The organism is Limnobacter sp., assembly GCF_036846585.1.
Classification (GTDB): Bacteria; Pseudomonadota; Gammaproteobacteria; order Burkholderiales; family Burkholderiaceae_B; genus Limnobacter.
In genome coordinates this window covers 101,814-116,635 of the sequence record NZ_DAIUBR010000002.1, presented here as the reverse complement: position 1 = coordinate 116,635, position 14,822 = coordinate 101,814, and the positions used below count along the sequence as shown (strand labels likewise).

Here is a 14,822-nt window from a genome sequence, read left to right as displayed (position 1 = left end):
GCGATTCCGACAGCGATTCCGACAGCGATTCCGACAGCGATTCCGACAGCGATTCTGACTCCGACAGCGATTCCGATGCCGAAGGCGACACATCTGGTTTGATCGGCGGGATTGAGTCTTTGAATCAAAGCACAGAAGAAACGCCACTGGCACCTTTGACGGGCGTTACAGAGCCACTTGCAGATGGACTAGGTACCGTTTCTGACGGGCTGGCCGATGCCTCCGCGCAAGATCCGACCCCCATCAGCAATCTGCTTGCCGAAACAATCGGCCAAGAGCAGGAAGGCTACACCAACGACCAGGAAGGTGTGGTTGGTGTTGTCAGCAACCTGTCTCAAGGCCTGGCGGAAGGCGCAGAAGAAACACCACTGGACCCTGTGGTCGACCCACTGACTCAAACTCTGGGTTACAGCGAAGAAGACGGCACAGACGGTGTGGCTGCAGGCTTGAGCAGTGTTGGCGACACACTGGCTGGCGATGAAAGCCAGTTGAGCCCACTGACTTCTGATGTGCTGGCTCCCGTGGTTGGCACCGACGAGGAATCGGGTGGATCAACCGGGCTAAGTGGCACGCTGGACGAAACAGGCGAAGGCCTGACAGACTTGACCAATGAAAACAGCGCCCTGGCACCGCTGGACCCACTTACGACGGCCGTATCCGACATGCTGGTTGCACCCCTGTCATCCGGCACTTCGGATGCTGGCGACGCCTTCATCGACAACGCTGAAATGGCGGGCCCTGGCGAAGAACTCGCGACAACAACGGGCACGTTGCTGGGTGGCGAGACCCAACCTGCCACAGAAGAACCACCCGCAGAGGAGCCACCTGCTGACGGCGGCACAACTGGCACACCGCTGGACGCAGTGGTGGATCCCGTGGTGTCCCTGGTAGAAGGTGGCGACACGCCAGACACGCCACTGGATCCATTGACAGACGCGTTGATGGAAAATTCGGACCCTGCAGTATTGGGTGAGAGCGTTGGCGGAGTGGTCGAGGACATTGGCACCAACACCCCACTTGAACCCGTGACCGAGCCGCTGGCAGACGCACTGGCTGGTGGCGATGGCGGTGGTGAAGCAACACCAATTGACGACCTGCTGGCGGCAACAGAAGGCACGCCGATCAGCACAGTCACCGATCCCTTGCAGGATGCCATCAGCCCGATCACAGGTGGACTGATCTAAACGACGCATTGGTTTTTCCAACCGACCCCCTCCACGGAGGGGGTTTTTATTTGAATCCAAACCAAGCCATACACAAGTAAAAAATAATAACTTTACTGACAAATCAACGGACATCACCATGAGCACAGCACCCAAAATTGGCATCGTTGCGTCCACAACAGAAAAACTGGTCGTTCAGCGTCAAGGCGAGCAATTAACACTGCGCCAAGGCGATGCGATTCTGGCGGGCGACGTGATTCAAAACAAAGACTTGGTGCCTGTGGACATTGAACTGCCCGCGCTAACGCAAGGGCAGGCGGATTCACTGGTTACCCTGGCACCGGAATCGGCCGCGCAGATCGCCAGCAATTCCGCAGCCAATGGGGCCGTGATTGAAGTGACATCACTAACGGATGGCGTAGAACTGTACGCCATCAGCGATGGTGCTGACGGCGCCATACTGCTTACCGATGCGGGCACTGGCTTCAATGGGCTGGTCGGCGCAGGCCTGCTTTCCGCAGGATCCGCCGGGGGTGTTGGCAGTTTGGCCACCGTTGTTGGGGGCGGCGTAGGCGTTGCCGCGTTGGCTGCATCATCGGGCGGCGACAGCAATGCCATTGAAGGCACCACGTTCACAGACGTTCGCGTGGGCAACGGCGATGAAACATCCGAGCCCGTGGACGAGCCAGAAGATGAAACACCCGATGACGAACCCGAAACACCGGAAGAACCCGTTGATGAAGGCACCACTGGCACACCGCTGGATGCAGTGGTTGATCCGCTTCTTGATGCCGTGGCCTCATCACCAATTGGCTCTACAGCCAATCCACTTGAAAGCCTGCCACTGGATGCAATCACCAGCAACTTACCGGCTTAGTGGCACCACTTTACTCAAACTTGTCGTAGCGAATGTTTTCCACTTTCACACCCAGTTTGGAAAACTTTGCAATGGCGGCATCGATCATCGCAGGCGGGCCGCACAGATAGGCCTGAACCTGCGGCCAATCCATTAGCAGCTTGTCCAGTTCATCGGTGACAAACCCACGCGCACCCTTCCAGCCTGAATGTTCAGGTTCTTCTGACAACACCTGCTGGAAGCTCAATGACCCCCGCCAGCCTTGCTGAATGCGACCCATGTCGGCATCCGCATACAAATCACGCTGCGTGCGCGCACCAAACAGGTACACCACATCGCGTGTTTCCCCAGCCCAACCTGCCTGATCCAGCAAACTTAAAATGGGTGCCATGCCACTGCCACCCGCCACACACACAATCGGCGCAGGCTTTTCACCCTCGGCCGGGCGCAGGTAAAAATCGCCGAATGGCCCACTTACACTCAAACGTGTTTCCTGCCGGTTCGCAGCAAACAACCACTGCGTGAACTTGCCACCCTGCACCTTTCGAACATGAAACACCAGTTCATTGGCCTCCTGCCCTTTGGGCGCCACCGCAAAACTGTAGTTGCGCGACAAACTGAATTCTTCCAGGCGAATTTCCGCGTACTGCCCTGCCTTGAACGGCATGGGTTCATCCAGCACAACGCGAAGTTCCACAATGTCATGGGTCAATTCTTTCTGGCCCACAATCGTTGCGCGCGTTTCCACCAAACGGTCACCGCCCGACGTCAGTTCCACCTCAATTTCAAGGTCTGTTTCGGGAATGGACTGACAGGCCAGAATCATCCCCGCCTTCAAATCTTCAGCGCTCAATACATAGCTTGAATCGGTCAGCTCGCGCACCTTGCCGCTTTTCAATTTGCACTTGCACTGGGTACAACTGCCCACCCGGCAATTGTGGGGAAAGCCCAAACCCGCAGACAACGCAGAATTCAAAATCACCTTGCGCCCCTTCTCCACCTCAAAGCTTTGGCCACCGGGGGCCACGCACACCTTGTGGGTCACTTTTCCTTTGTTGGCCGCGGCCGCACCGCCTTGCAAACCAAACCATTCAAGTAGTTTCATCTTTGTCTCCGTGTTGAATCAGCCCGCGACTTGCGCAGACTTCAAACCAGCCATGCCACTTTTAACACTGGCCGCAATCGCAAGCTTCTTCTCCTCGGGCGTAGCAAAGGTTTCGTCCCAATGGTTCAACAAAGGCGTCATCACTTTCTTGTACAGGGGCGGCACCAGCGCAAGCAAGATTGTGCCCAGGTAGCCAGTGGGCAGCATGGGTGCGTGGCGGTAGCTGCGCAGGTTCCAGTATTCCTGATCGGCCTCGGCATGGTGGTGCGAATGGCGGGTCAGTGCGTACAGCAACGCAGTCGAAACCGAGGCATTGGTGTTCCAGCTGTGGCGTGGTTCCACTTTGTCCTCGGGGCGGCGAACAATACCGTAATGCTCCATGTAATTCACCACCTCCAGCAGTGTTTTACCACCGGCACTCATGATCCAGAACATCGCAACACCAGCCCAGCCTCCGACATAAAACGCCACAGCAAACAGGCTCAAGCTCATTAAATTTCCGCGCATCATGCGGCTGTGAACAGGGTTCCACACCGACTGGTCAAACTTTGCCAGGCGCTGCTTTTCCAGCTTCCAGGCAGACTTGTATCCACCCACCGTACTTTTCAAAACAAAGCCATAAACATTTTCGCCGCGCTGTGCTGTGGCGGGGTCTGCAGGAGTACCCAGGTTTTTGTGATGGCCATACACATGTTCAATCGCAAACGAGGCATCGCAGGTAAAAGCCAGCATCCAGCGACCCAGAATCATGTCGCGCATGCTGTAGGTGCGGTGGGTCAACTCGTGCCCCACGTTTGTTCCACCCGCGCCGAACAGGAATGCCCCGGCCAATGCACCCATGAACCACTGGTACCAAGTGGTACCGGCCTGCAACTCGATGCGATCATAGCCAAACGTGTTGCGCATGAATTCATCAATGCCCAGCACATCCACCGGGGCCACAGCCCAGGTAAAGCACAAGGTCACCCACATCAGAATGGGCAGGGTTACCCAAAGCATCAGGTTCAGAAAAAACTCACCGTCCATGCGGGGTTCACTGCGGTCGTCGGGCAGCAAGATGTCGCCGACCGCAACCACAAACACCAAAGCAGCAATACCGGTGTACATCCAGGCGCCGCCCTGCATCATGGCGTGCATCACGCCCAGGGCAATCAATGGAAAGGCTGTGAATTTCAGGTAGTGCAGCATGAGAGGTCTCCCAATGAATGCCTTGTTTCAATGCAACCGATGTTAACAACTGTAAACACACTCGTCAATACCCCAAACCACAAATTGGTTAAAACTTCCAAATGAGGTTTCATAACAGTTGTTCGGGTTTTGGATATAATCGATCGCTTATGGCACCTACCACACCCACAACCCATGGCCGCAAACGGCTGATCGACGCTGCACTGAACCTGAGCTATCACCGGCGAAGTTTCTCCAGCCTTGGCATTCGCGAAATAACCCGCGAAGCCAACCTGTCCGCGCCCGCCTTTTACCGCCACTTCAGCGACCTGGCCGACCTGGGCACTGCGGTGATTCGGGAAGTCGAAACCGCGGTTATCGAAGCGTTCAAAGAAGTGCGAATCAGCACTGCCAATGAATCCGACCTCGACATTCGCCCCATGCTGGTGAAACGCTTCTTTGACTGGGCCGTGGAAAATCCAAAGCCCGTGGTGGTGGGCGCCTCTGAAGCTTTTGGCTCCCTGGAACGCATGCGCGATGGATTGAAAAAAACCATCCGCGCCGTCAGTGAAGACATTTGCAGCGACAACCGCATTGCCGCATTGTTGCCCGGTCTGCCACAACATGAAATGTTCGAAGTGCTGGAAGTGATTGCCCAGAACGTGCTGTTCATGGCGGTTGAATACATTGAAAAGCCCGAGCAGCGCCCCGCCATTTACGACAAAACGCTGCGCATTGTCGGCGTGATGTTTGCCGGGGCACATGCCATTCACGCCCTTCAGACCGAACAGAACAATCAGTAAAGCCCACTCTGATTGAAACATCGGAACACACCGGCATTTAACAAAAAAGCAACATCGTCTTTCCTGTCCTGTTTAAAGGATTAAACTGTCAACACACAAATTAGCATTGTGGTAACAAAATCCCCCCGCAGGAGCCACGCCCATGCGCATTGCCATACTGGAAGACGACCTGACACAAAGCGAATTACTGCGTTGGGTACTGGAATCGGTCAATCACAAATGTTATTCATTCGCCTCGTTCAAAAGCTTTCAAACCGCACTGTACCGGGACAGCTTTGATCTGGTGTTGCTGGACTGGGTGCTGCCCGACAGCTCGGGCCCGAAGGTCATGCACTGGATCCGTGAAACCCTGCACATCAAAGTACCGGTTCTATTCATCACCTCCAAAACCGACGAAGAGAATATTGTTGAAGCCCTGAATGCCGGTGCCGACGATTACATGATCAAGCCGATTCGGCGTGGCGAACTGGTTGCCCGTGTAAATGCACTGCTGCGCCGGGCCTACCCGGAATTGACGGCACCCGAAGTGTTTGAAATCGCGGACCTGGAATTCCATCCCAAGTTCTCAACAATCGTTCGCCACGCCAAACGCGTGGTCATGACCCAGAAAGAATTTGATTTGGCCCTGCTGCTGTTTCGCAATTTTGGCAAACCACTGTCACGCTCACACATTCAGGAAAGCGTGTGGGGTCGCGACACGGATTTGCCCTCGCGCACCATGGACACCCACATATCGCGCGTGCGCTCCAAACTGGCCCTGCGCCCCGAACAAGGCTTTCGCTTAACGCCTGTGTACGGCTTTGGCTACAAGCTGGAACAGGTTGATCACGAAGGAAAATCAACCGACCTTGCAAAAATCAAACGGCAGCTCGCCGAAAACGACTGAAGGCACTGCCAACATCACGGGTTATAATGAAGGGTTTCCCGCCCAGTAGGTATTATGGAGCTTTTCGCAGTCGGCCTGAATTATCAATCTGCCCCGCTCGCCCTTCGCGAGCGCTTGGCGTTTCCGGCCGAACAATTGCAAGAAGCACTACGCGCCCTCGCCCACCGGGTACAGGCCCATGAAGCAGCGATATTGTCCACCTGCAACCGCACCGAAGTGTATTGCGCCAGCGGCGACATTGCACATCTGGAGCGCGAACTGCTGGACTGGCTGGCCAGCAACCGCAACATATCCCCCAAGGAACTGAGTCCCCACCTGTACATCCTGCCCCAGCAGGAAGTGGTTCGCCATGCATTTCGCGTGGCCAGCGGGCTGGACTCCATGGTGTTGGGGGAAGCACAAATTCTGGGCCAGATGAAGCAAGCCGCCCGCACCGCCGAAGAAGCGGGCACCTTGGGCCAAATGCTGCACCAGCTTTTTCAGCGCACCTTCTCGGTGGCCAAAGAAGTGCGCTCACACACAGAAATTGGTGCGCACTCGGTTTCCATGGCTTCGGCGGCCGTCAAACTGGCCACACGAATTTTCGGCGACCTCAGCAAACGCAACGTGCTGTTCATCGGCGCAGGCGAAATGATCCAGTTGTGCGCCACCCATTTTGCAGCCCAGCAACCGAAAAGCATCACCATTGCCAACCGCAGCGCCGAACGCGCCCACCAGTTGGCGCTGACTTACAACGCCAACGTGATTGGTTTGGCCCAAGTGCCGGAACAACTGGCAAAATCCGACATCGTCATTTCCTGCACAGCCAGCACCCTGCCCCTGATCGGGCTGGGCATGGTGGAAGCCGCCTGCAAAAAACGCAAACACGAACCCATCTTCATGCTTGATCTGGCCGTACCCCGCGACATCGAAGCACAGGTCAGCAAGCTCGACGACGTATTTCTGTACACCATTGACGACCTTAGTCAAATTGTTCAGGAAGGTCGCGAGCAACGCGCTGCTGCCGTAGAACAAGCCGAAGCCATCATCGAAACCCAGGTTCAGGGCTTCATGCGCTGGATGAACGAACGCTCACTGGTTCCCACCATTCAAGAAATACACCAGAAAGCCGACGACATTGCCCAGCTTGAACTTGAATACGCCCGCAAACAACTGGCCAAAGGCATACCGGCAGACGACGTATTGCAATTGATGGCCCATCGAATGGGTGCGAAATTCATGCATGGCCCGATGCAGGCACTGCACAAAGCCACCCCCGCTGAACGCGAAGCACTGCTGAAGTGGCTTCCAGAGCTTTTCAACATTAAAAACACCGACAAATAGATGAACAACAGCATGCGGGCCCGGCTCACGCGTCTTACAGAACGCCTGGCCGACCTTGAAGATTTTTTATCCTCGCAGAACGCCGCCAATGACATGGTGCAGTTCAAGGCCATCACGCGCGAGCGATCCGAACTACTGCCTGCCACCGAACGTTTTGCGCAATACCAAAGCATTGAAGCCGACCTGAACACCGCCCACGAGTGGCTTACCGACCCCGACATGCGCGACATGGCTCGCGAGGAAATTGCGCAAAACGAAGCCAAACTGCTGCAAATCGAGACTGAACTGCAACGCCTGATGCTGCCCAAAGACCCCAACGACCACCGCAACGCCATGCTGGAAATTCGGGCAGGCACAGGTGGCGACGAATCAGCCTTGTTTGCAGGCGACCTGTTTCGCATGTACACCCGGTACGCCGAACGCCAGGGTTGGCAAATTGAAGTGATGAGCGCCAGCGAATCGGAATTGGGCGGCTACAAAGAAGTGATTGTTCGCCTGGCCGGCGAGAACGTGTACAAACACCTGAAATTTGAATCAGGCGGACACCGCGTGCAACGTGTTCCGGCCACCGAAAACCAGGGCCGCATACACACCTCGGCGTGCACCGTGGCAGTGATGGCCGAACCCGACGAAGCGGAAGAAATTGAAATCAACCCCGCTGATTTGCGCATCGACACCTACCGCGCCAGCGGCGCAGGTGGCCAGCACATCAACAAAACCGATTCTGCTGTGCGCATTACCCACCTGCCCACTGGCCTTGTAGTGGAATGTCAGGATGAACGAAGCCAGCACAAAAACAAGGCCAAAGCCATGAAGGTGCTCAATGTTCGCCTTCAAGACAAAATTGACCGCGAGCGTCAGGCCGCAGAGGCCAGCGAGCGCCGAAGCCTGGTCGGCTCGGGCGACCGTTCGGAACGCATTCGCACCTACAACTTCCCGCAAGGGCGAATGACCGATCACCGAATCAACTTGACCCTCTACAAACTCGACTACATCATGGACGGAGACTTGGCCGACCTGATGAATGGCCTGACCGCATTCCACGAAGCCGAGCTGCTTGCCGAAATCACCGCCAAAGAATGAGCACCCAGCCCCAACCCACCATTGAATCGGTGTTGCAACAAACCCGCGAAGAAACCGGCCTGCCGCCCAATGAACTTCGTGTGTTGATGACGCACATCACCGGGTTTGACCGAGTAAGCCTGGTCACCAAAGGCAATCGCGCACTGTCCGTGGACCAGCTCATCGCATTCAAGTCGCTGGCAACCAGACGGCAACACGGCGAACCCATCGCCTACCTGGTGCAACAGAAAGAATTTTATTCCCGCTCTTTTTTTGTCGACCCACGCGTGTTGATACCCCGCCCGGAAACCGAAGAACTGGTGGAACACGCCCTGGGCTTTCTACAAAACAAGTCAACCGAGAACTTGCTAACCCGCGTGCTGGACATTGGCTGCGGCAGCGGTGCCATCGCCATTTCACTTGCGCTTGAAAACCCCATCCTTGAAGTAACCGCCACCGACCTTTCCGCAGATGCCCTGTGGGTTGCCCAACACAACGCCAATGAACTGGGCGCAAAAAATGTGCGCTTCATTGAATCTGACCTGTTCGCCGGGCTTTTGAATCAAACACCAGCACTGGCCTTTGATTTGGTTTGCAGCAACCCCCCCTACATTGAACAAGGCGACATCCACCTTTCACAGGGCGACTTGCGGTTCGAACCCGCCCAGGCCTTGACCGACGGGGGCGACGGCCTGCGCTTCTATCGGGAAATTGCCCGCCACAGCCCCACCCTGCTTCGCCCCGGTGGCGGTGTGCTGGTTGAACATGGCCACGACCAGCAAAATGCCGTCAAAGCACTGTTTTGCACCACCCCTTACGTGTATGTACAAGGCCTGCCCGATCTGGCTGGCACCCCGCGTTTTGTGTTCGCACGCATTTGAAAACGAGCGTTTTATGCCCATATCCATTACAATACAGGGTTGTAGCAACTCACCCCATTGAAAGGAAGTTTTTATGAGCGCTCGCGATTCCATTCACGAAACCGTCACCAGCAACCCCGTGGTTTTGTTCATGAAAGGAACAGCCCAGTTCCCCATGTGCGGGTTTTCTGGCCGCGCCATTCAAATCCTGAAAGCCTGCGAAGCTGAAAAGGTGCTCACAGTGAACGTGCTGGACGACCCCGAAATTCGCCAAGCCATTAAAGATTACGCCAACTGGCCCACCATCCCACAACTATATGTGAACGGTGAATTCCTGGGCGGCTGCGACATCATGACCGAGATGTACCAGAACGGCGAACTGCAGGCACTTATCGCTGCCGCCAACGCATCGACCAAGTCCGAGTAATTTCCAACTTGAGCAGCACACCTCCAGCCCAATTCAAACAATCCATCACCGTGGCCATCACAGGCGCCAGTGGTGCCTTGTTTGGCCTGAAAATTCTGGATCTGCTTCGCGCGCGTGGCGACACGGAAATTCACCTGGTGGTATCCCCTTCAGGCTGGCTAACCCTGGCCAGTGAAAGCGATTTAAGCAAGGAAGAAATTGAGGTGAAAGCCCATGTGGTGCACTCGCCCAAATCAGTGGGCAATTGCATTGCCAGCGGGTCCTACCCATCCATGGGCATGGTGGTGGCACCGTGTTCCATGCACACACTGGCCGCCGTGGCACATGGCCTGTCGAACAACCTGATTACCCGTGCCGCCGACGTGGTGCTGAAAGAACGACGACGCCTTGTTTTATTGCCGCGTGAAACCCCATTGAATTTGGCACACCTGCGCAACATGGTCAGCGTGACCGAAATGGGCGGGATTGTGATGCCACCCGTGCCCGCACTGTACCAGCGCCCCGGCAGCATCGACGCCATGGTCACCGACACCGCCCAGCACGCCTTGCAGCTACTGGGCCTGCCCAACGTGCTACGCACTGAATGGCAAGGTTTGCGAAGCAGCTAACCGCTGCGTTTCAAAACGCCTTTATTGCTGCGGCACATGAAAACGCTGCTGCAAACCCTCATCACCATCCAGACCCAGCTCAGCCAACATGTCCCGCAAACGCTGCGCGGCTTTGGGATTTGAACGCTGGTGTTTCTTCGCAATAATCAGCTCGTTTTTCATGGAATGTTCCCAGCCAACCAATTCGGTCACGGTCACCTGGTAACCATGCGCCTCCAATTGCAAACACCGCAAAACGTTCGTCAACTGGCTACCGAATTCACGCGTATGCAGGGGGTGGCGCCACATTTCCACCAGACTGGTTTTGCCCAACTGGCTGGCTTTGTTTTTGCGCAAGTGTGTGGCCATCTCGGCCTGGCAACACGGCACCAAGGCCATGAACTTCGCCTGCTTCTTCAAACCAAATGAAATGGCATCGTCTGTGGCCGTGTTGCACGCATGCAATGCCGTCACGATGTCCACCTGCCCTGGCAAATCCGGGTGCTCCGTGGCCTGCGCCACAGGCAGGTTAATAAACCTCATGCCCTGGCCAAACCCCAATTGACTGGCCAGTGTGTTGGATTTGTCCACCAGCTCCTGACGGGTTTCCACACCGGCCACCACCGCACCTTCCGGGTTTTGCTTGATGTACAGGTCGTAAAGAATAAACCCGAGATACGACTTGCCCGCACCGTGATCGACCAAATAAAGTTGTCCCTCATTGGCCCTCCTTACTTCATCAATCAAAGGCTCAATAAAATGGGTCAGGTGATACACCTGCTTTAACTTTCTTCGACTGTCCTGGTTGATTCCACCCTCACGCGTCACGATGTGAAGCGCCTTGAGCAATTCGATTGACTGACCGGGCTTTAGCTCCAGTGCGTCTAATGGATTCTTCTTGAATTTGGGCATGGTGTGTTGCTGCGTTGAATTCAATGCGCACAGTGTAAAGCGTTCCGTACCTGAATAAAGCCCAGTCGCTCATTCCGGAAAGAACCAATCAGCGCGAGTTCTAATTTCTGGTTCCATTAAGGCCCTCTCTGCGCGGAATCGGGTAACCCCGCCTAGCTGGCCAACAAAAAAAAGACCGAATAGCGCGCGCCGGGACGGCTTAAAATGGCCAGTACAACTAAATTTGGTGGTGCCCCGAGAGACCGGGAGAAGAATGGTGCCGCTTGTCGGATTCGAACTGACGACCTACCGCTTACAAGGCGGTTGCTCTACCAACTGAGCTAAAGCGGCACTTAAGAGAAGCGCTATTTTACTCGAGTCAGATGATTCTTTTTCTTCTGACCGGGTTTTTTTGGTGTTTTTTCATCAGATTTATCTGATTTAGCAACAGACAAAGGCTTTGAGTCTTCACTGACACCGGAAACCGAACGCAAACCAGCAGGCTTGTCCCCGGAATCATCAGAAACAGGCTCATTCTGTTCATCCAGAACAAACTGAACAGCCTCAGCACCATCGCCTTCAATTTCCGCCAAAGGCTTTAACACTTCAAACGCCATGCCATGTCCATTTTCACGGGCATAAATGGCGCTGATCTGCTCGATTGGCACGTAAATTTCACGCACCACCCCGCCAAAACGAGCCTCAAACTCAATGGCGTCATTGCCCAAATTCAATTTGTTGGTGGCCAAGGGTGAGGTGTTCAACACAATCTCTCCCGCCTTCACAAATTCCTTGGGCACCTGGGTTTTTTCATTAACAGCCACGGCGAGGTAGGGCGTATAGCCATTGTCGACGCACCATTCGTGAATGGCACGAATCAAATAAGGCTTGGTAGAAACTTCAGTCACTGCATATACCTCAGCGGTTCCGGGTCGCTAATCAATTAGCACCCAATTAACGACGCATCACCTTCTCGGAAGGTGTCAACGCATCAATGAAAGCGGGCTTTGCGAAAATTCGCTCGGCATACTTCATCAGTGGTGCAGCAGACTTCGGCAGTTCAATTCCGTAGTGTTCCAGGCGCCACAACAAAGGGGCCAACGCCACGTCCAGCATGGAGAAATCTTCGCCCAACATGTACTTGCTTTTCACAAACACAGGGGCCAACTGGGTCAGTTGCTCACGAATAGCCGACTTGGCCTTGTCCATGGCTTTCGGGTTGCCCGCTTTTTCCAGCACGCTGACATGCTGGAACAATTCCCGCTCAAAATTGAACAGGAACAAGCGCGTACGCGCACGCATCACCGGGTCCGCAGGCATCAACTGAGGATGCGGAAAGCGCTCATCAATGTATTCATTGATGATGTTTGATTCGTAAAGAATCAAATCACGTTCAACCAGAATAGGCACTTGGCTGTACGGGTTCATCACACTGATGTCATCAGGCCGGTTGAACAGATCAATGTCCTTGATCTCAAAGTCCATGCCTTTTTCATGCAAAACAAACCGGCAACGCTGAGAAAACGGGCAAGTTGTTCCAGAGTAAAGAACCATCATAATGTTGTCATCCCAAAACAAAAAATGGCTGGGGCGAGCAAACACCCCAGCCTGTATGCAATTAAGCCAAAATGCTTACTTGATGTCTTTCCAGTAAGCCGCGTTCAGGCGCCAAGCGAATATGGTGAACACACCAAAGAACAGCAACACGATCACACCAAGCTTGAAACGGCCTTCACGAACAGGTTCTGCCATAAACACAAGGAAGCTGGTCAGATCGGCCATGGCCTGATCGTATTCAACCTGATTCATCGTGCCTGGCTTGATCTGTTCAAAGCCCACAAACTTGTGTACCTTTTTTTCCGGATAATGCGGGTCGGCCACATCGTCGTACATCGCAACGCGCTCGCCTTGCAACTCCCACAACACGTGGGGCATGCCCACATTGGGATACACCATGTTATTCCAGCCAGTTGGCTTGGCAGGATCACGGTAATAAGTACGCAAGTAAGTATAAATGTAGTCTGCACCGGGGCCATTGCCCGAAGCACGCGAACGTGCAATCAGGGACAAATCAGGCGGCACGCCACCGAACCACTTTTTCGCATCTTTGGGGTCCATGGCAACAGTCATGGTTTCGCCCACGTTGTCCGACGCGAACATCAGGTTTTCCTTGATCTGCTCGTCAGTCAAACCAATGTCGCGCAGGCGGTTATAACGCATGCTTTCAGCAGCATGACAGTTCAGGCAGTAATTCGAGAACAGCTTGGCGCCGCGTTGCAAGGCAGCAAGGTCGTTCGTCAGGTCGGGCGCCGCATCCAGGGGGTAGTTGCTTCCCGCACCGAACACCAGTGAAGGAACAAGCGCCAACAAAGCCAATAATTTTTTCATCATCTAGTCCTTATCTCGTCCAGTCAGGCTTAGTGCGCGTGAAACACAACACGGTCGGGCACGGGCTTGAAAGTACCCATCTTTGACCACCAAGGCATTGCCAGGAAGAACAGGAAGTAATAGAGGGTTCCAAGTTGAGACACGATTTGACCAATGTCTGAGGGTGGTTTCACACCCAGGTAACCCAGCACAACAAAGTTCACCACGAAGATGGCGTAAATCCACTTGTGCAAAGCCGGACGGTAGCGAATTGACTTCACTGGGCTGCGGTCCAACCAAGGCAGGAAGAACAGGATAACCACAGCACCACCCATGGCCACAACACCCCAGAACTTGGCATCAATCCAGAAGAACGGGAAGGTAATTGCACGCAAAATCGAATAGAACGGCGTGAAGTACCAGACAGGCGCAATGTGCGCAGGCGTTTTCAATGGATCGGCCGGAATGAAGTTGTTGTATTCCAGGAAGTAACCACCCATTTCAGGCGCGAAGAACACAATGGCAGAGAACACCATCAAGAATACGCCCACACCCAGAATGTCGTGCACGGTGTAGTAAGGGTGAAAAGGAATGCCGTCCAATGGCTTGCCATCGGCGCCTTTCTTTTCCTTGATCTCAACACCATCGGGGTTGTTGGAACCCACTTCGTGCAAGGCCACCAGGTGTGCGGCCACCAGGCCCAGCAACACCAAAGGAATGGCAATGACGTGGAAAGAGAAGAAGCGGTTCAAAGTTGCATCGGAAACCACATAATCGCCACGAATCCAGATGGCCAGATCAGGGCCGATCACGGGAATTGCAGAGAACAGGTTCACGATTACCTGAGCACCCCAGTAGCTCATCTGACCCCATGGCAACAGGTAACCAAAAAAGGCTTCGGCCATCAGACACAGGAAAATGGCAACGCCGAAGATCCAGATCAGTTCACGGGGTTTGCGGTATGAGCCATACAGCAGGCCACGCATCATGTGCAGGTACACCACCACGAAAAACATGGAAGCGCCAGTGGAATGCATGTAGCGCACCAACCAACCCCATGGCACATCACGCATGATGTATTCCACAGACTGGAATGCCTTGGCGGCATCGGGCTTGTAGTGCATGACCAGGAAAATACCGGTCACAATCTGGATCACCAGCACCAGCAAGGCCAGTGAACCGAAGAAATACCAGAAGTTGAAGTTCTTGGGCGCATAGTACTCGGACAAATGCGCTTTGTAGGTCGATGTCAGGGGGAAGCGCTGGTCAATCCAGCCCAACACGCCTGTGGTTTCGACTTTTTTATCTGCCGCCATAATTACTAC

General features: G+C 54.5%; 15 protein-coding genes, 1 tRNA gene and 1 pseudogene. 9 read left to right on the top strand and 8 right to left on the bottom strand.

What is annotated here, in order from left to right; translation table 11 throughout:
* Together V7028_RS01590 and V7028_RS01585 are read left to right on the top strand one after the other, a co-directional pair.
* Window positions 1–1,184: pseudogene (locus tag V7028_RS01590) on the top strand (hypothetical protein); the annotation flags it as partial.
* Window positions 1,185–1,302: 118 nt separating this feature from the next.
* Window positions 1,303–2,040 (top strand): hypothetical protein, encoded by a 738-nt coding sequence (locus tag V7028_RS01585; RefSeq protein WP_334118352.1) that lies wholly within the window; start codon window positions 1,303–1,305, stop codon window positions 2,038–2,040.
* Between the two features lie 10 nt (window positions 2,041–2,050).
* Here V7028_RS01585 and V7028_RS01580 read toward each other — a convergent pair whose 3' ends face one another.
* Window positions 2,051–3,124, bottom strand: coding sequence for a 2Fe-2S iron-sulfur cluster-binding protein (locus V7028_RS01580; protein WP_334118351.1), 1,074 nt, complete (start codon window positions 3,122–3,124; stop codon window positions 2,051–2,053).
* Between the two features lie 18 nt (window positions 3,125–3,142).
* A complete protein-coding gene (locus V7028_RS01575) occupies window positions 3,143–4,312 on the bottom strand; it encodes an alkane 1-monooxygenase (RefSeq protein ID WP_334118350.1) in 1,170 nt (389 codons plus the stop codon).
* 149 nt (window positions 4,313–4,461) lie between these two features.
* Here V7028_RS01575 and V7028_RS01570 point away from each other — a divergent pair, with 149 nt between their 5' ends.
* From V7028_RS01570 to V7028_RS01540, 7 genes are all read left to right on the top strand, one after another.
* Window positions 4,462–5,094, top strand: a complete 633-nt coding sequence (locus V7028_RS01570; protein ID WP_334118349.1) for a TetR/AcrR family transcriptional regulator — start codon at window positions 4,462–4,464, stop codon at window positions 5,092–5,094.
* A 142-nt stretch (window positions 5,095–5,236) separates the two neighbouring features.
* On the top strand, window positions 5,237–5,980 hold the full coding sequence (locus V7028_RS01565; RefSeq protein ID WP_334118348.1) for a response regulator transcription factor: 744 nt from the start codon (window positions 5,237–5,239) through the stop codon (window positions 5,978–5,980).
* 54 nt (window positions 5,981–6,034) lie between these two features.
* The gene (gene hemA, locus V7028_RS01560; RefSeq protein ID WP_334118347.1) at window positions 6,035–7,303 is read left to right on the top strand and encodes a glutamyl-tRNA reductase; all 1,269 of its coding nucleotides are present in this window, start codon (window positions 6,035–6,037) and stop codon (window positions 7,301–7,303) included.
* Window positions 7,304–8,386 (top strand): peptide chain release factor 1, encoded by a 1,083-nt coding sequence (gene prfA / locus V7028_RS01555; protein ID WP_334118346.1) that lies wholly within the window; start codon window positions 7,304–7,306, stop codon window positions 8,384–8,386.
* Complete coding sequence (gene prmC, locus V7028_RS01550) at window positions 8,383–9,246, top strand: peptide chain release factor N(5)-glutamine methyltransferase (RefSeq protein ID WP_334118345.1); 864 nt, start codon at window positions 8,383–8,385, stop codon at window positions 9,244–9,246. The genes prfA and prmC overlap by 4 nt, the downstream gene beginning before the upstream one ends.
* Window positions 9,247–9,319: 73 nt before the next feature.
* Window positions 9,320–9,652, top strand: coding sequence for a Grx4 family monothiol glutaredoxin (gene grxD, locus V7028_RS01545; RefSeq protein ID WP_334118344.1), 333 nt, complete (start codon window positions 9,320–9,322; stop codon window positions 9,650–9,652).
* Between the two features lie 8 nt (window positions 9,653–9,660).
* Window positions 9,661–10,260 (top strand): UbiX family flavin prenyltransferase, encoded by a 600-nt coding sequence (locus V7028_RS01540; RefSeq protein ID WP_334118343.1) that lies wholly within the window; start codon window positions 9,661–9,663, stop codon window positions 10,258–10,260.
* Window positions 10,261–10,281: 21 nt separating this feature from the next.
* On the opposite strand, the gene V7028_RS01535 is transcribed toward V7028_RS01540, so the two are convergent.
* The 6 genes from V7028_RS01535 to V7028_RS01510 all read right to left on the bottom strand — a co-directional run bounded on the left by V7028_RS01535 (window position 10,282) and on the right by V7028_RS01510 (window position 14,813).
* Window positions 10,282–11,151, bottom strand: a complete 870-nt coding sequence (locus V7028_RS01535; protein WP_334118342.1) for a class I SAM-dependent methyltransferase — start codon at window positions 11,149–11,151, stop codon at window positions 10,282–10,284.
* 254 nt (window positions 11,152–11,405) lie between these two features.
* Window positions 11,406–11,481 (bottom strand) — tRNA-Thr (locus V7028_RS01530).
* A gap of 14 nt (window positions 11,482–11,495) precedes the next feature.
* Window positions 11,496–12,038, bottom strand: a complete 543-nt coding sequence (locus V7028_RS01525; RefSeq protein ID WP_334118341.1) for a ClpXP protease specificity-enhancing factor — start codon at window positions 12,036–12,038, stop codon at window positions 11,496–11,498.
* 46 nt (window positions 12,039–12,084) lie between these two features.
* On the bottom strand, window positions 12,085–12,687 hold the full coding sequence (locus V7028_RS01520; RefSeq protein WP_334118340.1) for a glutathione S-transferase N-terminal domain-containing protein: 603 nt from the start codon (window positions 12,685–12,687) through the stop codon (window positions 12,085–12,087).
* A 75-nt stretch (window positions 12,688–12,762) separates the two neighbouring features.
* Window positions 12,763–13,521 (bottom strand): cytochrome c1, encoded by a 759-nt coding sequence (locus tag V7028_RS01515; RefSeq protein WP_334118339.1) that lies wholly within the window; start codon window positions 13,519–13,521, stop codon window positions 12,763–12,765.
* Window positions 13,522–13,547: 26 nt separating this feature from the next.
* Window positions 13,548–14,813 (bottom strand): cytochrome b, encoded by a 1,266-nt coding sequence (locus V7028_RS01510; protein WP_334118338.1) that lies wholly within the window; start codon window positions 14,811–14,813, stop codon window positions 13,548–13,550.
* Window positions 14,814–14,822: the final 9 nt, after the last annotated feature.